Origin of the sequence: Streptomyces chumphonensis, from assembly GCF_014779715.1 — a bacterium.
Classification (GTDB): Bacteria; Actinomycetota; Actinomycetes; order Streptomycetales; family Streptomycetaceae; genus Streptomyces; species Streptomyces chumphonensis.
Map to the genome: position 1 here is coordinate 141,154 of NZ_JACXYU010000008.1, position 20,440 is coordinate 161,593.

General features: G+C 70.8%; 14 protein-coding genes and 1 tRNA gene. 7 read left to right on the top strand and 8 right to left on the bottom strand.

The genetic code is table 11. The annotated features are described in order from the left end of the window. Positions 1 to 310: 310 nt before the first annotated feature. The 4 genes from IF129_RS16585 to IF129_RS16600 form a co-directional block, all read right to left on the bottom strand. The gene (locus IF129_RS16585; protein ID WP_191210451.1) at positions 311 to 2,701 is read right to left on the bottom strand and encodes a hypothetical protein; all 2,391 of its coding nucleotides are present in this window, start codon (positions 2,699 to 2,701) and stop codon (positions 311 to 313) included. Continuing rightward, positions 2,698 to 4,005, bottom strand: coding sequence for an esterase/lipase family protein (locus tag IF129_RS16590; protein WP_191210452.1), 1,308 nt, complete (start codon positions 4,003 to 4,005; stop codon positions 2,698 to 2,700). Before IF129_RS16590 ends, IF129_RS16585 begins: the two co-directional genes overlap by 4 nt. A gap of 861 nt (positions 4,006 to 4,866) precedes the next feature. Further along, positions 4,867 to 4,953: transfer RNA gene (locus IF129_RS16595), tRNA-Ser, on the bottom strand. Between the two features lie 41 nt (positions 4,954 to 4,994). After that, the gene (locus tag IF129_RS16600) at positions 4,995 to 6,713 is read right to left on the bottom strand and encodes a S1C family serine protease (RefSeq protein ID WP_318153784.1); all 1,719 of its coding nucleotides are present in this window, start codon (positions 6,711 to 6,713) and stop codon (positions 4,995 to 4,997) included. 237 nt (positions 6,714 to 6,950) lie between these two features. Here IF129_RS16600 and IF129_RS16605 point away from each other — a divergent pair, with 237 nt between their 5' ends. From IF129_RS16605 to IF129_RS16615, 3 genes are all read left to right on the top strand, one after another. Next, positions 6,951 to 7,736, top strand: coding sequence for a glycerophosphodiester phosphodiesterase (locus IF129_RS16605; RefSeq protein WP_318153785.1), 786 nt, complete (start codon positions 6,951 to 6,953; stop codon positions 7,734 to 7,736). Between the two features lie 198 nt (positions 7,737 to 7,934). Next, positions 7,935 to 8,459, top strand: coding sequence for an ATP-binding protein (locus IF129_RS16610; RefSeq protein ID WP_191210455.1), 525 nt, complete (start codon positions 7,935 to 7,937; stop codon positions 8,457 to 8,459). 185 nt (positions 8,460 to 8,644) lie between these two features. Beyond that, positions 8,645 to 9,613, top strand: coding sequence for a DUF5926 family protein (locus tag IF129_RS16615; protein WP_191210456.1), 969 nt, complete (start codon positions 8,645 to 8,647; stop codon positions 9,611 to 9,613). Positions 9,614 to 9,905: 292 nt separating this feature from the next. Here IF129_RS16615 and IF129_RS16620 read toward each other — a convergent pair whose 3' ends face one another. Continuing rightward, complete coding sequence (locus IF129_RS16620; protein ID WP_191210457.1) at positions 9,906 to 10,625, bottom strand: bifunctional DNA primase/polymerase; 720 nt, start codon at positions 10,623 to 10,625, stop codon at positions 9,906 to 9,908. Positions 10,626 to 11,295: 670 nt separating this feature from the next. Here IF129_RS16620 and IF129_RS16625 point away from each other — a divergent pair. Both IF129_RS16625 and IF129_RS16630 read left to right on the top strand, forming a co-directional pair. Further along, positions 11,296 to 12,726: a PP2C family protein-serine/threonine phosphatase gene (locus IF129_RS16625; protein WP_191210458.1), complete on the top strand. Its 1,431-nt coding sequence runs from the start codon at positions 11,296 to 11,298 to the stop codon at positions 12,724 to 12,726. Positions 12,727 to 12,858: 132 nt separating this feature from the next. Beyond that, a complete protein-coding gene (locus IF129_RS16630) occupies positions 12,859 to 14,316 on the top strand; it encodes an aminopeptidase P family protein (RefSeq protein ID WP_191210459.1) in 1,458 nt (485 codons plus the stop codon). Positions 14,317 to 14,455: 139 nt separating this feature from the next. On the opposite strand, the gene IF129_RS16635 is transcribed toward IF129_RS16630, so the two are convergent. Continuing rightward, positions 14,456 to 15,289: a DUF1206 domain-containing protein gene (locus IF129_RS16635; protein ID WP_191210460.1), complete on the bottom strand. Its 834-nt coding sequence runs from the start codon at positions 15,287 to 15,289 to the stop codon at positions 14,456 to 14,458. 223 nt (positions 15,290 to 15,512) lie between these two features. Between IF129_RS16635 and IF129_RS16640 the strand changes: the two genes are divergently transcribed. Continuing rightward, the gene (locus tag IF129_RS16640) at positions 15,513 to 16,409 is read left to right on the top strand and encodes a hypothetical protein (RefSeq protein WP_191210461.1); all 897 of its coding nucleotides are present in this window, start codon (positions 15,513 to 15,515) and stop codon (positions 16,407 to 16,409) included. Positions 16,410 to 16,522: 113 nt separating this feature from the next. Beyond that, complete coding sequence (locus IF129_RS16645) at positions 16,523 to 17,272, top strand: ZIP family metal transporter (protein ID WP_191210543.1); 750 nt, start codon at positions 16,523 to 16,525, stop codon at positions 17,270 to 17,272. A 94-nt stretch (positions 17,273 to 17,366) separates the two neighbouring features. On the opposite strand, the gene IF129_RS16650 is transcribed toward IF129_RS16645, so the two are convergent. Together IF129_RS16650 and IF129_RS16655 are read right to left on the bottom strand one after the other, a co-directional pair. After that, positions 17,367 to 18,386, bottom strand: a complete 1,020-nt coding sequence (locus tag IF129_RS16650; protein WP_191210462.1) for a hemolysin family protein — start codon at positions 18,384 to 18,386, stop codon at positions 17,367 to 17,369. Next, complete coding sequence (locus IF129_RS16655) at positions 18,383 to 19,831, bottom strand: hemolysin family protein (protein WP_191210463.1); 1,449 nt, start codon at positions 19,829 to 19,831, stop codon at positions 18,383 to 18,385. Before IF129_RS16655 ends, IF129_RS16650 begins: the two co-directional genes overlap by 4 nt. Between the last annotated feature and the right edge of the window lie 609 nt (positions 19,832 to 20,440).

Here is a 20,440-nt window from a genome sequence, read left to right on the forward strand (position 1 = left end):
CTCGCTCCGCTCGCCGCGCGCGGCCCGGCCCCCGGCCGGGCCTGCGCTCCTGTCTCCGCCCCGCTCCAGCCCGGCCGGCGCCCGTGCCGCGCGCAAAGCAAACAGCCGCCTGAGGCCAGAGAAGGGGTATGGCGTGGCTGAGGCGGTCGGCTCCACGGCTTTAGGCAGCCATTTGGCGCGAGCCTCGAAGATCATGGCCCCAACGTCGTGCTTACCGGCCAGGTCCACAGACTGCCCGACACACCGTAAGCTCACGAGGCCATGATCACTCGTGCCAAAGCAGCTCCAGCCCAAAGCCGCTCCACCGACCTTACTGAGCCGCCTCGCGTAGCAACGCTGCAGCCTCCCTACGTACAAGTACGGAGAGGTGATTCGCCGCCAAATCCCCTAGGGCTTGTTTAGTAGACTCAGGAATATTTGAGATTTGCTGAACCTGACGAAGGACGAGAAGGGGGACGAGGATCCCTTCCTCTCGCATCATCTCAACAAGGCGAACCTCTGCAGTCTTGCCATATTCAGGTGAAATGGCGGAGAACGTGGCCAGCGCCCTGGCCGCATGCCCTCTTACTCCCGGCTCTGCGTCATGGCTGAACTGCATCGCCTGGGCGAGTAGCCATGGGTTCATGATAGACCCCGCAAGTGCCGCCACGGTACGGGATGCCTCTTCCCTGGACCTCGCTTCCACCCTACCAAACAATTGAGAAATTAGAGAGAACGTCTCGGCTTCGTCAACGATTCGCTGCGATGCAAAGAACCGCAACGCTGCCGGGAAGGGCACAATAGTATCGTCCTCGAATGGGTCACCTGGAGCTGACAGCAGTACCCTGCAGTTCCGACGAAACTTCTCGGACACTTGAGGTGGAAGCTCCACTGAACCATGTGCGAGCCGGTCAAAAGCTCCACTCTTGTCGGACCTTTGCACGCTCCGGTCCGTGAGAAATTCAACTAGGTCGGACCATAGCTCTTGTGCATTTCCATGAACAATCAAAGCTGCGGCGATGTCTGCTGGATCAAGCGCACGGAACGCGAAGACGCCATGTGAGGATTCGTCTCTGATCTGCGCCATGGAGCCCCTCACGATCTCAACGCAGGAAGAGGCTTCCTCATTGTTGATGGACCCTCCACGCATTGCGACATTTACTCGATTAGCCACATCTTCGAGATCCTCGATGTCGACTCCGAAACTTGCCGACTCACTGATTGTAAGCGCCTCGAAGACGCTGCGACTAGTACTCATGACGGATCCCTCAGATTGAAGGAATTCGCTCCATCGAGAGCGAGTATCACCTGATACTCTTTGCCAATTCAGGATTCGCAAAGAGCGTCCGATCGCCCTGTCGCGCAGTTCATCAGACGGACCTCCAGATCGCGCTGCGTGAAGTAGAACGACAGCGGCCCTATCATCGTCCTCCGTGATCTTGGCCAGATGTGCTGCTGTAAGCCAAGCAGGTTCCAGCCGGACGACATCCAGTTGAGTTGAATCAGGTGACGGCTGAGCACCGCCCGCCTCAATCACCTGAAACACCAAGGACAATGCCTCTTGAGCCTCGCTCTGCGTCAGCAACTCAGCTGCCCCACGCAGGATGCGCAACTCAGAGGCACGTACCATGCGAGGTTGTGTACGGTGCCGCAAAACCTGAATGGCATCCTTCTTCAGAGCTTCAAGAGGGCCTGAAGCCCGAATTCGTTCGACGGCAAGGTCGATCTCAGACTTTACGTTGGCATTCCTGAGTAGACGCAGGGCGTCCGCTACGTCATCCGCGTGAGGGCGGTCCGAACTCATGCATTGCACGAGTTTCAGCAGAGCGTTTTCCTTCCGAAGGCGCAAGACTGCTAGATCCCCCAGCAGCTCCATATTGAGCGCGGCGTAGAAAAGCGTAGGTGCATGGCCACCAAACGTACGCGTTTGGCTTCGGAACATGCGATTGAATGAGCCCTCGACGAACTTCGAGTACTCTGACGCTCTCAGTCGATCAATCCTACTGGCTTGATTAGACTTCTGAGTTCGCACTATTTGCTGCCAAGTAGGCACAGAAGGCAGGACCTGTTGATCTCCGTTTACGGCGAACCTTGCTGGAACGAGACTCCATGCCGCGTGACGGAGGGAGGTAATCAAATGCTTGACTGACTCCGCGTAGGTCACCGATGATCCGGGACTCACGGGGAATTCCGAAAAATCCGCATCTTCGATCTGATCAAGCAGTTCCATCGTCTCCGTGGTGAGAGACGTATATTTTCTCCCCGAGTCCCGGTACCGCAGACTTTTCTGTTGCAGCAGAGCGGCTCGGATCAGTTTTCCCTCAGGTGTTCCCAGGTCTGTCCTCTGCAACAGATGATGCAAAACACTGTCGCACCTTTCGTACTCATCCAACTCGGCTGCGGCGCAACAAGCGAGCAGGCCGAATGCCGATGCGCGCGCCTGATCACCAACTGTCGCAGCTTCAACTTCTCCGATCAGCCCAGCTAGGCCCTCTCGAATCCCCTGATGAGTAAGACTCAGCTCGGCATACCGAATGCCGGGGTCATTTTCCCTGAATGCTTCAGTGTCATCCAGGGAGTAATGGGGGAGGCGGCTGGGCTCCCCAGATACCAACCCAGCGAGCAAAGCGAAAGGCAAAGCGTCGTATTCCGGACGCCTGAAGTTGGCGTGCGGAGCAATATCGAGCGGACGCAGGATCGCAATAATCCATGCCAGATTCATAGCAGTTCCTTTCCTGGAATGTCATATGGGTCTGGCGCCAGGTCCAGTACTCGATCAATTCGCGAACCGTCTCGCATAATCGGCGAGTTACGCCTGATGGCGGCTTGAATCCATTTCATCATGGCCTCATAAAGCTGCACCGCGTCAGCAACTCCTACGACGTAGAAGGAGCCGTCAATGTTCGATGGCAGCCACTCTATGATGACTGATTTTGCGGCCTCGGCGTATTCGCCTACCGCACAAATTCCGACGAACAGTCTTCCTTCACTCTGGGCGTGTTCTGTGTATACCTTGAGGATGGCGACCCGGGCCGGCGTGTTCGACCGCATAACCACCTCTGTCGACCTGACCGTGATGACCACGTCAACGGCCGCCTTGGGATAAGCCCATTTGTCAACAACCAAAATTGACGCTGAGGTAAGTTGCTCCCGTACCTCGTGATATATGTCCTCCCATGCAGTCCCGTCATAGTCCGTACGCAATTCTGCAACGATGACTGCGGATGGAGTGTCGCGTCGGGGGGACCGCCGACTATCGAGGCCACTCGGTGCTGCGGAAGGTCGAGCATCATCGCTAGGCGGGTCACTGTCTGCGGCTGCTTCGAGAAGAAGTCGCCGCAACGTCGTGTAAGAACTGTGATCGCGCGAAGTCGGCTTGATGATGCTGAAGTGATCTCCGGAGAGTGCACCCACCGTCGGGAAGGACCCCTGGGCCGAGGCTCTGGGGACAATATTATCATCAGCGCCAGCATAGACAGAGAATGGGATGGGGCACGTTCTTTCCCCCACTGATGTTGCATTTACAACGTCGCGGATCACGGCGGCGTGTGTGTCCCGAATCTCTTCGTTCAGTGTCCGCAAGTCCTTCTCCTGCGGATGGCTACCGAGCAGGTCGCGCCGCAACCTGCGTGCAAACTCTGATCCAGCATTGGGCGTCGCGAACAGCACCACGCGACGGATCCGTGCCAGTTCCTTGCCACGCCCCTGGCTGAGCATTCGTTGAAGGTAACGCTGAACTACCAAGCCGCCCATGCTATGGCAGACGAATACGACCCTTCGGTAGTCGGCTACTTCTGTTTCCAGATATGTCTGCAAGACGTCCGCGATAGTGCTAAGGGTGGGGAGTCTACGATCGGGCCGCCATATCACAGACCGAGGAACTCGTGTGGAGTAGGCAAAGTGGAGCACGTTCACTGAACCAAGGTCCTGATCTTCGGTGATTCTTTGATCGAAACTACTCCACGTGTCCACTTTCGAAGCGAATCCGTGGACGAAAACCGCCGCGAGCCGCTCTTTCTCACCCACCGTTAGCGCTCCTCTGCCGATCAGTCAGTCGGCAACTTACTCCCTCACCTGGCATCAGGGCCAGGTGATCCCTTGGCTGGATCGGTGCGGTAGACGGTAGGTGGTTTGCCAGGACAGAGCTGGTTCGTGGCCCGCGCCTTCCCAGCGGGTTGGGCGGCGGTGGTCGAACGAGTACCCAGCGGCGGCTGGTCTCCAACGTCGAGATGACCGACGCGCACCGCCACCCGTGGGCAGCATGGTTCCCCGCGCCCTGATGGCATAGTCACTGGCCCGACGCCCCAGCCTCTCTCCTAAAGCGGTACTCTCGCCCGCCCGAACCACCGCAAGCCAGGCTTCGTCACTTCGTCGACCACACCCAGTTCCTCGGACCAGTGGGATCCCGCACCAGATACGCACCAGAACAGACGGGAAACCACGGTCAACGCCGGTCATCCATCGGCCAGCTCTGAGGGGCTGAGGCGGCCGTATGTGCAGGTCAGCACGTGAGTCGGAGCCCAGTGGCCGGGGATTCCCAAGCCTGTGGCTTAGGCATCATCTTCACGATTCGACCGTCTCTCCTACTCGGGTCGACGACAAGTGCAGCGTGGCTGAGGCCCGTGGGGATGCAGCGAAGCACACGCGTGCGTGATCGGTTGGCGCGCCCGCCGTCGTGGCGGGCTGTCGTTGGCTGAGGCTCAGACGGCCCCCACGAAGGCTGACCGTCAGAGGGACAGGATCGGCGGATCGGCCTGCGGGCGTGCCCCTTGCGTGCCCGAGGGGGCGGGGAGCGGCGGGGAACTGCGGGCGGGTGCGGGGCGCGGGCAACGGAGACGGCCCCTGACCAAGGTGCCTGGTCAGGGGCCGTTTTCGCTGGTGTCAGGGCGGAGGCGGTGGGATTTGAACCCACGGTGACATCGCTGCCACGACGGTTTTCAAGACCGTTCCCTTCGGCCGCTCGGGCACACCTCCCCGCGCCGCGCGGGTGCGCTGCGCGGGGACAGCCTAACGGGTCAGCCGTCGCCGACGCGCTCGCCCAGGGTCAGCTCGATCTGGTTCTGCTTGCCGTCGCGCTCGTAGGTCAGGGTGACCTTCTCGCCGGGCGTGTGGGTCCAGATCTCGCTGATGAGGGTCGGGCCGCTGTCGATCGGGGCGCCGTCGAACTTGGTGATGACGTCGCCCGGCCGCAGGCCGGCCTCGTCGGCCGGGCCGCCCGGGGTGAGGGCCTCGGAGTCGCCCTCGCCGCGTTCGGAGATGACGGCGCCGTCGTTGCCCTGACGCATGTCGACGGTGGCGCCGATGATCGGGTAGACGGGGCGGCCGGTCTCGATGAGGGTCTGCGCGACGCGCTTGGCCTGGTCGACGGGGATGGCGAAGCCGAGGCCGATGCTGCCGGCCGGGCCCTCCATCGGGCCGCCGCCCGTGGACTGGATGGCGGAGTTGACGCCGATGACCTCGCCGTCGGCGTTGAGGAGGGGACCGCCGGAGTTGCCGGGGTTGATCGAGGCGTCGGTCTGGAGGGCGCTCATGTAGGAGGCCGAGGAGCCCTGGGCGTCGCTGGAGGCGACGGGGCGGTTGAGCGCGGAGACGATGCCGGTGGTGACGGTGCCGGAGAGGCCGAAGGGCGCGCCGATGGCGATCGTCGAGTCTCCGACGGCCACGGCGTCGGAGTCGCCGAGGGGGAGCGGGGTGAGGGTGACGCCCTCGGGGTCGGTGAGCTTGATGACGGCGATGTCGTACCCCTCGGCGCGGCCGACGACCTCGGCGTCGTACTGCTTGCCGTCGGAGAAGACGACGTTGAGTTCGGCGCCGTCGGCGGCGCTGGCGACCACGTGGTTGTTGGTCAGGATGTGGCCCTGCTTGTCGAAGACGAAGCCGGTGCCGGTGCCACCGCCCTGGCTGTCGCTGCCGCCGTTGACCTGGATGGTGACGACGCTCGGCAGGGCCTCGTCGGCGATGCCGGCGACGGAGTCCGGCGGGCGGTTGAGGGCCTGGCGGCCGTCACGCGCGGGCGACTCCACCGTCTCGGAGGAGGAATGGGTGGTGCGCTCGGCCGCCCAGTATCCGACGCCGCCGCCGACGCCGCCGATGAGCAGGGCGCCCACCAGGGCGGCGGCGATCAGCGGGCCGCGGCGCTTGCGGGGGGCTGGGGGCGGAGGCAGCGGGGCGCCCCACGGCTGGGCGGGGCCGTGGCCCCCGGGCCCCCCGTAGCCGGGGCCGCCGTAGCCGGGGCCGCCGTAGCCGGGGCCGCCGGGGCCGGGGCCGCCGGGGCCCGGGTCGTTCGGGCCGTGGGCGTGGCCGGAGGGCGGGACGGGGGGCGGGGTGTCGCCGGAGGACGCGCCCGGGGTGCCCGGCGGGGGCGTCGGGGAGGCCGGGGGCGGTCCCCAGCCGCCCGTGGGCTGCTGGGCCGACGGGGCCGGGTGCCGCTGCCACGTCTCGGCGGGGGCCGTGGAACCCGGCGCGGCCGGTGGTGCGGCCGGGGGCGCGGGGGCGGCGGCGGAGTCCGGCCCCGGAGCGGGTGGACCGGCCGCGTCGGCGGCCTCGGGGGCAGCGCCGGGGGTGGCCGCCGGAGTGGCTTCGGTGGCCGGGAGCGGCGCCGTCGCGTCGTCGGGTGCGGGCCGCTGCGGAGCGTCGGGGGACGCCGTCGGAGGCACGTGGTCGCCGTCGGCCGACGGCCGGCCGGCGCGGCTCTCCTCAGCCGATCGGTCCACGCCCTCGTGCTCGGTGTTCACAGCAGTCTCCTCGGTTCCAGTCGTCGCCTTCGCGGTCATCACCGGTGCGGGACGCGGTGGCGCCGCACGGAGCCGGCGGCGCCGCGGCCCCGGTTCCAGTGTGCAGACAGCTTTGCCCATAGGACGTCAGGGCGGCGTAAGCCATGCGGCTACCCCGCGGCCGCTCCTTTACGCGCCGCACATCGTGCCCGGCCACGGACGGTACGGGAGGGTGGCGTGGGGTGGCACGATGTCAGCGTGCGACGTCCTGTTTCCGTCATAGCGCACCGCGGCGCGTCCGAGGACGCCCCGGAGCACACGCTCGCGGCCTACCGGATGGCGATCGAGCACGGCGCCGACGGCCTGGAGTGCGACGTCCGGCTCACGGCCGACGGGCATCTGGTGTGCGTGCACGACCGCCGCGTCGACCGGGTGTCCAACGGCCGGGGCGCGGTGTCGACGCTGGAGCTGGCCGATCTCGCAGCGCTGGACTTCGGCTCGTGGAAGGACCCCTACGAGAAGCCCGAGTCCATGGACCGGCACGGCCGTTCGGTGCTGACGCTGGATCGGCTGCTCCGGTTGGTGAAGGAGTCCGAACAGGCGGGACGCCGGGTGGAGCTCGCCATCGAGACCAAGCACCCGACGCGCTGGGCGGGGCAGGTGGAAGAACGTCTGGTGGCGCTGGTGCGCGAGTACGGACTCACGGATTCCGTGCGGGTGATGAGCTTCTCGGCGCGGTCGCTGCACCGGGTGCGCAGGGCGCTTCCGCAGGTCCCGACGGTGTTCCTGATGCAGTTCCTGCTGCCGCGCCACCGCGAGGGGCGGCTCCCGCCGGGCGTGGGGATCACGGGGCCGAGCATGCGGATCATCCGCAACCACCCGGACTACGTCATCCGGGCCCAGCGCGCCGGGCACCGGGTGCACGTGTGGACGGTGGACGATCCGCTGGACGTGGAGCTGTGCGCGCGGCTGGACGTCGACGGGATCATCACCAACCGGCCGCGTCAGGTCATCGACCAACTGCGGTCCCTCGGCCGCAGGTGAGCGGCGGGACGGCGGTGACGGCGGTCGCCTCGGCGACGTGTGTCAAGACCACCGGCGCAGGTTACTCACGGGGAGTGCACCGGCGCATTCGGTGGGTACCGCTTCGTCCGTAGTGCGTCAATACTCGGGCGCGGGTCGGTTTCCGGCCTGTGCCGAGAGGGCATCCATGACGTTGCGCGGGGCAAAGGAGGTTCGGGGGTGGCGTTCGTGGTGGCACAGGAAGTGCCGACGTCTTCGACGATGGCCGTTCCCCACGGCCCCGTCGGCGTCGGCCCGGCGAGGCGGCGGATGCGGGACGAGCTGCGCGCCTCCGGGACGCCCGACGCGGTCGTGGACGACGCCGTGCTGATCCTCTCGGAGCTGCTGAGCAACGCGGCCCGGCACGCACGTCCGCTGCCGCCCGACGAGTCGGTGCGGGCCGGCTGGCACCGGGGGGTCGCCGGGGAGGTCACGATCTCCGTCACGGACGGGGGCGGGCCCACGCGTCCGCTGCCCGCGACGCCGTCGGTCACGGCCCGGGGCGGGCGGGGGCTCTCCATCATCACGACGCTCGCGCAGGCCTGGGGTGTGCGGGAGGACGTGGAGCGGGAGGCGGTCACGGTCTGGGCCGTGGTGGGGCGCCCGGAGTTCGGTGCGGGCGCGAAGAACGGGCACGCGCCGACGGGTCTCGACGGCATCGAGGGGCTGGACGGGTTCGAGGGCCTGGACGGCATCGGCGTCTGACGCCGCGGTCCACCGGTGCCCTGTGCGGGCGGGAGCCGTCCGGGCGGCGCCGGGTCGGGCGGGGTCGTCCTCTGCGCGGGGAATACCCGACGACGGCGGGAACGGCGTACGGTTTGAAGCGCCGGCCGGGCCCCAGTGCTGCCGGTCAGTCTGTCCGCCAGTGTGACGCACGGAGAATCCGCCTCATGGCCAAGAAGCGCCGTCCCCAGCCCCAGTCCGCGAAGCCGCAACTCGTCGACGGGGAGGTCCCGGTCGTCGGTGCGCGGGAACCGTGCCCGTGCGGTTCGGGACGCCGCTACAAGGCGTGCCACGGGCGTGCGGCGGCACAGGCGGCGACGGAGTTGGTACAGCGGCCCTTCGAGGGGCTGGCCGGTGAGTGCGACTGGGTCGCGCTGCGCGAACTGGTCCCCGCGGCGACGGTCCCGCTGACGTTGGCCGACGGCCTGCCCGAGGACGTCCCCTCCCTCACGCTGGCGACGGTGCTGCCGATGGCCTGGCCCGCGCTGCGACGCGAGGACGGCGCGGTGATGATCGGGCTGCAGAACGACACGGCCTCGGGCGACCTGAGCCGCGACCTGGCGGACGTCCTGCGGCGTGCGCTGACCTCCGAGCCCGGGCAGCCGGTGCCGGCGGAGCGCGCGGAGAGCGGCGGGCCGCGGTTGCAGGACCTGCTGGACCCGGAGGCGGCGTTCGTCCCGGAGGTGCACGAGGGCTTCGAGTTCTGGCTGCCGGACGCCGAGAGTGCGAGCGGTGAGGTGGCGGCCTCGTTGGAGCGGGCCAACGCCGCCGCGCTGCCGACGGCCCGGCTCACCGGTGTGGAGGCGGCGTACTGGTGCCGCACGCCGGAGAAGAACCACCTGCGCTGGGTCATGCCGCACTCCGAGGAGCGGTTGATGAACGCGCTGGCCAGGCTGCACGCGGCGGGCGCCTCCGGGCTGGGCGACGGCACGCGGCTGGTGGGCTCGTTCCGCGCGCACGGGCTGATGGTGCCGGTGTGGGACCTGCCGGGCGCGATGACCGCCGAGGAGTGCGAGAAGCCCGCGCGGGGGTTCGCGGAGCGGCTGGGTGACGCGCTGGCCGACGAGGGGCCGCTGACGGCGGACGAGCGCCGGGCGCGCAGCGGGCTGACCAACCGTCAGATCACGCTGAGTTGAGCGGGGTCGCCACCGGCGGCCGGTGGCGGGCGGCGGACCGGCGAGCGGCCCGGATCGGACCCGGGGGAAACTGTTGAACACTCAATCAGTCGTGATCCTCGTCACAACTCCCCTTTTCAGGCCCGGAGTACGGGGCTGAAAAGGGGGTGCGGGATTTGCGAACGGCCCAAGTCTTGTTACCGTTCTCAGAGCCCGGTCGCTGGTGCATCCCCCGTCGCCAGCGACCGGGTTTTCTCATGCCCGGGACGCGTCCCGGACGCGTCGCACGCGCCGGGACGCCGCCTCGCGCCCCTCAGTGCGCGAGGCGGTCACCGCCGTCCGGAGCGGCCGTGCCGGCGTCCACCAGGACGTCGAGCAGCGGCTCCGTGCGGGGCAGGTACGGCACGTCGCCCTCCGGCGGACGCAGCCAGCGCACCGGCCCGGCGGGCAGCCGCGTGGGGGGCAGCGGCACGTAGCCGCCCTCCCCGTGAAAGCGCAGGGAGCTGGGCACCCGGTCCCGCGCGTACAGCAGTTCCCCGAGTTCGGCCAGGTCGTACGGCCGGACGAGCAGGGCGACGCGGGTCGGGGTGGCCAGGGCGGGCCCGGTCCGCAGGCCCATCCGGTCGCAGGTCTCCAGCGCCCCGACGCCGGCCTCCAGCGGGAGGCTCAGCGCGCACGGCGCCCGGCCGCCGGTGGCCAGGAGGAGGGCCGCGCCGGGACGGTTCGTCCACCACCAGCGCACCATGCGGGCGTCGGTCGTGGCGGCGAGCAGCGGGGGGTCCAGGGGGTGCGCTCCGGGTACGGCGCAGTCCGGCAGCGGGCACGAACAGGCCATTGTCGCGGCGGCGCGCCGTCCGGAACCGTTCCCCCGCGCGGCGCCGACGGCCTGCCGCAGCTGCCGTGACGGCCGCCAGGGCGGGGTCCGGGTCTCGGCACCGGGGACCACCGGCCATCGCCACCGGGTGGCGCAGGTCAGCGCGGCCGTACGCCGCGCCCATCGGGTGACACGTCGCCTTCCGAGGATCTCGCGCATGAGCGCTCGTTCCTTTCCGTAACGTCCGTAAACACCGACAGCTCGCCGAAGGAAGGCTGTCGCTTTGCGTCGTGCCGTACTGCGTGATGCGCCGTGCGTTCTGTCTGTCGCATCGCCGGTACTGCTGCGCTGGGTCCGGATCCCGTCACCGCGCGTGCAAGGCAGCGCATCATGCCGGGGGCCGGGCGTGGAACGTGGCGGGGGGTGGCGCGCACGTGGCGCTTGCGCTCTCGTCGTACTGGGTTGTGCGTTCGATCCGAACGTGCCTGATGCCCTGCGTTTTCGCCACTCGGGAGGCCGGGCGCCCGGTCCACCGGGCCGACCGCGCCTCACCGACTACGACGTGCAGCCTCGTCGTCAGGTTCCACATGGCGCCAACTGCCCGCGTCCGCCGTGTTCATGCGTACGCGGTGCAGCCGTGCGACCGCTGCTGAGCCAGGCCAGTCGACCGTGAATATGCGCACGCAGGGTACTTTTTCAGCCAATCTGCGGGAGACTGGCAGCGTCACCCCCGGCCCCGGACCTCCTGGACACCACCGCACCCAAACGGGCAATGCTGGACATCCCGTCGCCGCGACGTGTACATCTGGAGGCATTGGTAGCAGAGCAGCACGACATGGGGGTTTGCGATGCTCTTGCGAGAATTCACCCCTGACGGGAGCTGCTCCTCATGAGTACGCCCCATCCGTCGAAAGTGGCCGGAATCAACCCGCCCCCGACATCGCCGGAGCACACTGACCCGCCCGCCGCGTACGGGAGTTCGACGCTCGCCCGGTCACCGGGAAGCCCGGGCCCGGCCGGACACACCACCACCGGTGGCCCGGGGCACGGCGCCGCCGACCAGGCGCCGGACCCCCTCCGTCATCCCGTCGAGCGGCTCGCCGCCGCCCAGGACCGGCTCGCCGGCTGGATCGCCGACCTCAGCACGCTGCACGATCTGACGGAGCGCCTCGCCCGCAGCGGAACGCTCGACGCCGCGCTGCACGAGACCCTGCGCGGCGGCGCCGCCCTGCTCGGAGCCCGGCGCGGCCTCCTGTCCCTGGAGCCGGACGACGGCCTCGGCCCCCGGACGACCGTCGGGCTCGGCCTCGACCGCGCCGAGCTCGGGCAGTTGGAGACGGTCCCGGACATGGCCGTCACCCACGCCGACCTCGCACGGGCCGAGGGCGCGGGCCCCCGGCACCGGGAGGTCGCCGCGCGGCTGGGCTTCGCCGCCAGCCACGCCGTACGGCTGACCGCCGGGCCCGCGTCGGCGCTCGGCACGGCGGTCTGGCTGTACGCGGAACCGGGCCGCCCCTCGGAACGCGGGCGGCACCTGCTGCACCTCTACCTGCGCTGCGCGGGCGAGCACCTGGCCCGCCACCTGGAGCTGACCCGCGCGCACGGCGCGGTCGCGGCGATCCGCGAGGAGTTGCTGCCCGTCCGGCTGCCGAGGGTGCCGGGCGTGCGGACGGCGGTGCGCCACCGCACCGGGCCGCGCGGTGGCGGTGACTGGTACGACGTCCTCCCGCTGCCCGAGGGGGCGCTCGGGCTCTCCGTGGGAGGGGTGAGCGAGGCCGGGCCGGGCGCCGTCGCCGTCATGGGCCGGCTGCGCGCGTCGCTGCGCGCCTACGCGGTCATGGAGGGCGAGGATCCGGTCGCCGTCCTGTCCGACCTGGAGCTGCTGCTGCGGGTGACCGAGCCCGCCCGCTGCGCGACGGCGCTGTTCGGCTACGCCGAGCCGGCGGAGGGACGCGTCACCCTGGCCGGGGCGGGGCACTGCCCGCCGCTGATCGTGGGGCCGAAGCGGTGCGAGTTCGCCGAGACGACGCTCTCCGCCCCGCTGGGCATGCTGACGTGCTGGGAAGCGCCGAGCGTGGAGCTGAGCCTCGCGGCGGGCGAAACGCTCCTCCTGTACAGCGACGGGCTCGTGCAACGCACCGGGGAGCCCATGGACCGGGCGTTCGCCCGGCTGCACGCCGCAGCCGCGGCGGCACCGCAGGCCGTCCGCGAGGACCCGGAGCAGCTGGCCGACCACGTGCTGCACACCGTCCTGCCGGACGGTCTCGCGGACGACACGGACAGCGAGGAGGACGTCGTCCTGCTGGCCGCCGGCTTCTGAACGCCGCGTCTCCGGCCACCCTGCGCAGCACCGCGGTGACCCCCGGTTCGTGGCCGGGCGTCCCCTGGGGTCGCCCGGCGTTCGGACATACGATGGACGACGGCTTCAGTCCGTACGCAAGGAGGCAGCGACGTGGCCGAGCAGCAGTCGCCGGAGACCCCGGAAGACGAGCAGCCGAACGAGGGACGGAAGAACGGTCTGGAACCCGGCGTGTCCGACGAGCTCGCGGAGAACATGAAGTCGGGGTGGGCCGACACCGAACGGCGTGACCTCGCACCCATCGAGCAGGCCGGGCAGACCGCCCGCCGCCGTGCGGCGCTGTCCGAGCGCTTCCCCGGCGAGCGGCTGGTCGTCCCGGCCGGACGGCTCAAGACCCGCTCCAACGACACGGAGTACCCCTTCCGTGCGTCGGTGGAGTACGTCTACCTCACCGGGAACCAGACGGAGGACAGCGTCCTCGTGATGGAGCCCAGGCCGGAGGGCGGTCATGACGCGACGCTCTACCTGCTCCCCCGCTCGAACCGGGAGAACGGCGAGTTCTGGCTGGACGGCCAGGGCGAGCTGTGGGTCGGCCGGCGCAACAGCCTGGCCGAGGGCGAGCAGCTGTACGGCCTGCCGTGCGCCGACGTCCGCGAGGTCGCCGGGAAGCTGCGGGAGGCCACCGGGCCCGTCCGCGTCGTGCGCGGCCACGACGCGGAGGTGGAGAGGGCGCTGACCGACAAGGTCACCGCGGAGCGGGACGAGGAGCTGCGGGTCCACCTCTCCGAGGCGCGGCTCGTGAAGGACGACTTCGAGGTCGGCGAGCTGCAGAAGGCCGTGGACTCCACGGTGCGCGGCTTCGAGGACGTCGTCCGGGTGCTCGACAGGGCGGAGGCGACGTCCGAGCGCTACATCGAGGGAACGTTCTTCCTGCGCGCCCGCGTCGAGGGCAACGACATCGGGTACGGCTCGATCTGCGCCGCCGGTCCGCACGCCACGACGCTGCACTGGGTGCGCAACGACGGACCGGTGCGCTCGGGCGACCTGCTGCTGCTCGACGCCGGCGTGGAGACGCACACCCTGTACACGGCCGACGTCACGCGCACCATGCCGGTGAACGGCACGTTCACCGAGCTCCAGCGCACGATCTACGACGCGGTGTACGAGGCGCAGGAGGCGGGGATCGCGGCGGTGCGTCCCGGCGCGAAGTACCTGGACTTCCACCACGCCGCCCAGCGGGTCCTCGCGGAGAAGCTGGTCGAGTGGGGTCTGCTGGAGGGCCCGGTGGAACGGGTCCTGGAGCTGGGTCTCCAGCGCCGGTGGACGCTGCACGGCACCGGCCACATGCTCGGCCTCGACGTGCACGACTGCGCGGCCGCCCGACGCGAGTTCTACGCGGAGGGCACGCTGGAGCCGGGCATGTGCCTGACCGTGGAGCCCGGCCTGTACTTCCAGCCGGACGACGTGACCGTGCCCGAGGAGTACCGGGGCATCGGCGTGCGCATCGAGGACGACATCCTCGTCACCGAGGACGGCAACCGGAACATGTCGGCGGGGCTGCCGCGCACCTCGGCCGATGTCGAGGCGTGGATGGCGCGCCTGCGCGGCTGAGCCGCGCGGGCGGGGGCCGTCCGCGCGGGGGAGGCCCCGGACGGCTCGGTCCCCACCCCTTGGCCACTTCGCCCCGTCGCCCCGCCGAGCGTGAGCTCGGCGGGGCGACGTGCTGCGAGGGCTGACGCGGGGCGCGGGGTCAGACGCGGCTGAAGCGGGCCAGCGCGAGGGAGAAGGCACCGAAGAGGGCGAGGCCGACGGAGACCGCCACGAGCAGCCACGGGCCCGCCGGGGTGTCGGCGAACGAGCGCAGGGTCTGGTCGACGCCCTTGGCCTGGTCGGCGTCGGAGGCCAGCGCGGCCTGACCGAGGAAGACACCGGCCACGATGAACACGGCCCCCCGGCTCACGCTGCCCGCGACGCCGAGCACGTCGACCGTGCGGCGCGTGGTGCGCGACATGGCGCCACGCTTCAGCTCCTCCCGGAACTTCCGCTTGAGCCCCTTCCAGGCGATGTGGCACCCGGCGCCCACGACCACGAGGCACGCGGCGCCCACCAGCCACTGGCCCGCCGGAAGCTCCAGAGCCCGGGCGGTGAGGTCCTGCGACTGCTCGTCGCTGGAGCCGCTGCCCTTCTCCCCGGCCGCGAACAGCAGGACGGAGGTGGCCAGCACCGTGTAGACGGCGAAGCGGGCCGCCGACACGAGCCGCCGGGACGGCTTCCGGCCGCCGCTCCCCGCCGCGCCGAAGAGCGCCTCGGCCAGGCGCCACACCGCCATGCCGACGAGTCCGAGGCCGATCGCCCACACGACGACGCGGCCGAAGGGCTGCTCGGAGACCTGCCGCAGCGCTCCCGACTGGTCCGCCTCCTCGCCGCCGCCCCCGAAGGCGATCTGCAGCGCCAGCAGCCCCACGAGCAGGTAGATCACACCGCGAGCCGCCAGGCCCCAGCGGGCGGCGGCGTCCATCGCGGAACTCCCGGCCGTGCGCCGGGCGGCGGCCCGGCCCCTCCGCGCAGCGGTCCCGACACTCATCCGACGGCCCTCCCTGGTGGTGTGCGGCGCGGTCGGTGTGTACCGCGCCGGTGCAGTGCTGCGTCTGCCCCGGTGCCCCCGCCGGAAACGCCGCGCCCCACCGGCCCGCCGCTTCCCTCCGGCTCGCCTGAACGGAGCACGTCCGGTGGTCCGGGGCCCGCGCAGCGGGTGACATGGCACGTGGCACGTCCGACGTCTTCCGCGTGTCCCGAGGAGCAGCACCATGCGTATACCGACCCTCCCGACCCTGACCGCCGCCACCGCCCTCGCCGCCACCGCCGTGCTGGGCGCCGCCACCGGGGCCACGGCGGCGGACGGAGACGGCGACGGCGATCCGTCCGGCACCGGGAACGAGCGGGGCCGTGGCGTCGTCGTGCAGCCGACCCGGGTGGCGCCGGGGGGCGACTTCTCCGTCTTCGACGGCGGCAACTGCGCGGCCGAGACGGGCACGGCCTCCTTCGTCCCGCCGCCCGGCGGCACCCGGCTGCCCGACCTGCGGCTGGAACCGCTGAGCAACATGATCGGCGCGGTGAGCGTCCTGCCGGAGGACGCGGAGCCCGGCTACTACAAGGTCACGGTCGAGTGCGGCGACGGCGCGGGCCCGTTCACGGGCAGCTTCACCGTGACGGGGAGCAGTCGCGGCGGGGGCGACGGCGACCCGCGCCACGAGGGCGGGGACGCGGGCACGCAGCCGCGGGGGGAGGCGGGGCCCGGTCCTCAGGCGGACCGGCGGCCCACCGAGAACCGGCCCGAACAGGACGGGCACGAACAGGACCGGCACGAGGAGTCCGGAGCCGGGCAGGACGGCCGGCACGAGCGCGGGGCCGCCGAGAAGGACCTTCGCGCGGGCGGGTCCGGGCACGAGCCGTCCGCGGCGGCCGAGGCGCGGCGCGGCGACGGTGGCCACGGCGACGCGGAGGCGGACCACCGCGAGGACGGCGTCCGGGACACCGGTGCCGCGGAACCGCAGGCCCACCACAGTCCGGCGCCCCGGGGCGGGGTGGCGACGGGCGTCGGCGGCGGCGCCACGTCCGACACGACCGCCTGGGGTCTCGGCGGGGCGGGCGTGCTGGCGCTCATCGGTGGCGCACTCTGGTACCGCCGCCACGGACGGGCCTGAGCCCCGGAGACCGGACGGGCCGCCGCGGGACACCCCCCGGGCGGCCCGTGGCCGACGGCCGACCTCCTCCTGGCGACACGTACGGGTGAACGGCGTGGAGAGGGAGAGACGTGCTGGAAGAGGCACTCGTCGCGGGCGGCTGGGGGCTGCTGGCGGGCGGGGGGCTGCTGATCGGCGCCTTCGTCGGCTACGACCTGCGGATGTCGGCCCGCGCCGTCGCCCTCGTCATGGCTTTCGGCAGCGGCATCCTGATCGCGGCGGTCACCTTCGACCTCGTCACCGACGCCCACGAACGCGGGGGCTTGACGCCGACCCTGCTCGGCGCCCTGGCCGGTACCGGCCTCTACACCGGGGCGAACGTGCTCCTGGCCCGCCGGGGCGCCCGGCACCGCAAGCGTTCCGGCGGTCAGCAGCCGTCCGAGGCGGAGCGGCCCGGTTCCGGCAACGCCATCGCGTTGGGTGCCCTGCTGGACGGCATCCCGGAGTCGGTGGTGATCGGGGCCAGCCTGATCGGCGGCGGCGGGGTCAGTGCGGCGACGGTGGCGGCGGTGTTCATCAGCAACGTGCCGGAGGGGCTGTCCAGCTCGGCGGGGATGCGCAGGTCGGGTCGCGACCGCCGCTACGTGTTCGGGCTGTGGTGCGGGATCACGGTGATCAGCGGCATGTCCGCGCTGCTGGGCCGCACCGTGCTGGGCACCATGCCGGACGCCGCGCTGGCCGCCGTGAGCGCGCTCGCGGCCGGGGCGATCCTGTCGATGATCGCGGACACGATGATCCCCGAGGCGTTCGAGAGGGCGCACCTGCTCACCGGGCTGGTGACGGTGCTCGGCTTCCTCGCGGCCTTCGCGCTGTCGCAGAGCTGACCCCGGTGGCGGTGGTGGGCGTCCGGCCTGCGGCGACAGGCCGGACGCCCACCGTGAGGGGCGCGCGCGACGGAGCGTGGCGCGGTGGCGGCCGTCAGCCGGCCGCCGGGGCGGAGCCGACGAGCTCCTCCAGGACGTCGCCCATGGTGACGAAGCCGAGGACGGCCCCCTTGTCGCCGGTGACGGCGGCCAGGTGCGTCCCCGCGGCGCGCATGGCGGTGAGCGCGTCGTCCAGCGGCGTGTCGATGCGGACCCGGATCACCGTGTGCAGCGCGCCGCGCGGGAACGGCTTGTCCCGGGGCACCCCGAGGGCGTCCTTGATGTGCAGGTAGCCCAGCACCGTGCCGCCGGGACCCGCCACCGGGAAGCGGGAGAACCCGGAGGTCGTCGCCGCCCGTTCGAGCTGCGCCGGGGTGACGCCGTGGCCGACGGTCACCATGCGCCCGAAGGGCACCAGGACGGTGCCGACGGGGCGCCTCCCCAGCTCCAGGGCGTCCCGCAGTCGCGCGCTGTCGCCCGGCTCCAGGAGCCCCGCCGCACGGGAGTCCTCGACCAGACGGGCCAGTTCGTCGTCGGTGAAGACGGAGGCCACTTCGTCCTTGGGCTCCACCCGCAGCATCCGCAGCAGCACGTTGGCCAGCTTGTTGATGCCGAAGACGACCGGCCGCATGACGCGGGTGAGGCCGACCAGCGCCGGGCCGAGGACGAGCGCGGTGCGCTCGGGTGCGGCCAGCGCGATGTTCTTCGGCACCATCTCGCCGATGAGCATGTGCAGGTACGTCGCCAGGGTCAGGGCGATGGCGAACGCGATCGGGTGCACCAGCGCGTCCGGCACGTTGATCGCCTCGAACGGCGGCTCCAGCAGGTGCGCGATGGCCGGTTCGGCGACCATGCCGAGCACGAGCGAGGAGACGGTGATGCCCAGCTGCGCCGTGGCCATGAGCACGGAGACGTGCTCCAGGCCCCACAGCACCGTGCGGGCCCGTTTGTCGCCCGCCCGGGCCAGCGGCTCGATCTGGCTGCGGCGCACGGAGATCAGGGCGAACTCGGCGCCGACGAAGAAGGCGTTGGTGAACAGCGTCAGCACGCCGATGGTGAGTTGCAGCGCGGTCATCGGGCGTCCTCCAGGCGGCGCGCGCGACCGGCGTCGGCGTCCGCCGGCGCGTCGGCCTCGGTGTCGGCCGCCGCCGGGGCGTCGGCGGGGGCGGCGTGCCGGGGCACGGACGCCGGGCCGGTGGCGGCCGACGGGTCGGCGTCACGCGGGCCGGTGATGCGGATGCGGTCCGCGCGGTGGTGCTCGGTCTCCAGGACCGTCAGCTCCCAGCCGTCCAGCAGCACCCGGTCGCCCTTGTCGGGAATGCGCTCCAGCCGGGTCGCGATGAGCCCGGCCAGCGTCTCGTAGGGGCCCTCGGGGGCGTCCAGGCCGATGTCGGCCAGCTCGTCCATGCGGACGCTGCCCTCCGCGTCCCACACCGGCTGCCCGGCGCCCGTGCTTCCGGTGGGGAGCAGGCCCGGGTGTTCCTCCGGGTCGTGCTCGTCCCGCACCTCGCCGACGACCTCCTCGACGATGTCCTCCAGCGTCGCGACGCCGGCGGTGCCGCCGTACTCGTCCACGACGACGGCCATGGTGCGGCTGCCGCGCAGCCGGTCCAGCAGCCGGTCCACCGGGAGGCTGTCCGGGACGAACAGCGGCTCGGCGGCCAGCTCCCCCACCGGGGTGAAGCCGCGCTGCGCCTCGTCCAGCGCCAGCACGTCCCGGACGTGGACGATGCCGATCACCTCGTCGAGCGACTCGCGGTAGACGGGGAAGCGGGACAGGCCGGTGGCGAGGGTGAGGTTCGCCGCGTCGGCGGCGGTGGCCCGCAGCTCCAGGGCCTTGACGTCCACCCGGGGCGTCATGACGTTCTCGGCGGTCAGCTCGCTCAGGTGCAGGGTGCGCACGAACAGCTCGGCGGAGTCCGGCTCGATGGCGCCCTCGGCCGCCGAGTGCTGGGCGAGGGCGATCAGCTCGGCCGGGGTACGGGCCGAGGCCAGCTCCTCGGCGGGCTCCAGGCCCATGCGGCGCAGGAGGCGGTTGGCCGTCTCGTTGAGGTGGTGGATCAGGGGGGAGAAGACGGCCGTGAAGCCGCGCTGCGGCCCGGCGACGACCTTGGCCACGGCCAACGGGCGCGAGATCGCCCAGTTCTTCGGCACGAGCTCGCCGATGACCATGAGGACCACGGTGGAGATGACCACGCCCAGGGCGAGCGCCACGGAGGACGCGACACCGCCGGGCAGACCGGCCGATCGCAGCGGGCCGCGCAGCAGCGCCGCGAGGGACGGCTCCGCGAGCATGCCGATGACCAGCGAGGTCACGGTGATGCCCAGCTGGGCGCCGGAGAGCTGGAACGTCAGCTTCCGGACGGCGCGCAGCGCACCCTCGGCGCCGCGCTCACCGGACTCGGCCGCACGCTCCAGCGCACCGCGCTCGACGGTGGTCAGGGAGAACTCGGCCGCCACGAAGAGGGCGCAGGCCAGAGTCAGCAGCAGGGCGAGGAGCAGAAGCAGCACTTCGGTCACCGTGCCACCCCCGCTTCCGCGCGCATCGTCGGGACGCAGGGCCTGGCACGGCCGGTACTGGGAGGTTCGCCCATGACGGGACTACGGCTCCTTTCGGTGAGGCGGGTGGCCGGTCATGGGGACCGGCCGGATCCGTGGGTCGGCCGCTGTGGGGGAATCACCGTACGGCCGGAACTCTGGGTATGCCCGCTGCAATCAATTCCTATCCGGGCATAGTAAAGGAAACGCAAATATTCGCGCGTGGTCCGTGCCACACTCCGAGGCGAACCGGGCATCGGCGGCTTCGAAAGCAAGAACCGGCCCGGGTGGGCCCGCATTCCCCGCGCCCCGCGCGCCGACCGTCCGACCAGGGCTTCGGCGCGGCGGTGGCGCCACCCCGCGGCGGGGCGCCGGGCACCACCCTCCCGGCGACGCTCACCGGCCGTGCGCGACCGGTCACCGGGCCGCGGCCGCCACGGGACTCCGGAGAACGCCGGGTCCAAGATCACGGATCTGCCGTTCCCGGCCTACCTGTTGGTACTGTCCCCTTTCGCGCCTGCCGCCTCCTCGCTGTGCGGCCCCCACGGCGCGCGCGGAACCCGGTCCGGCGCCCCACCGTCCTTCCGGGCA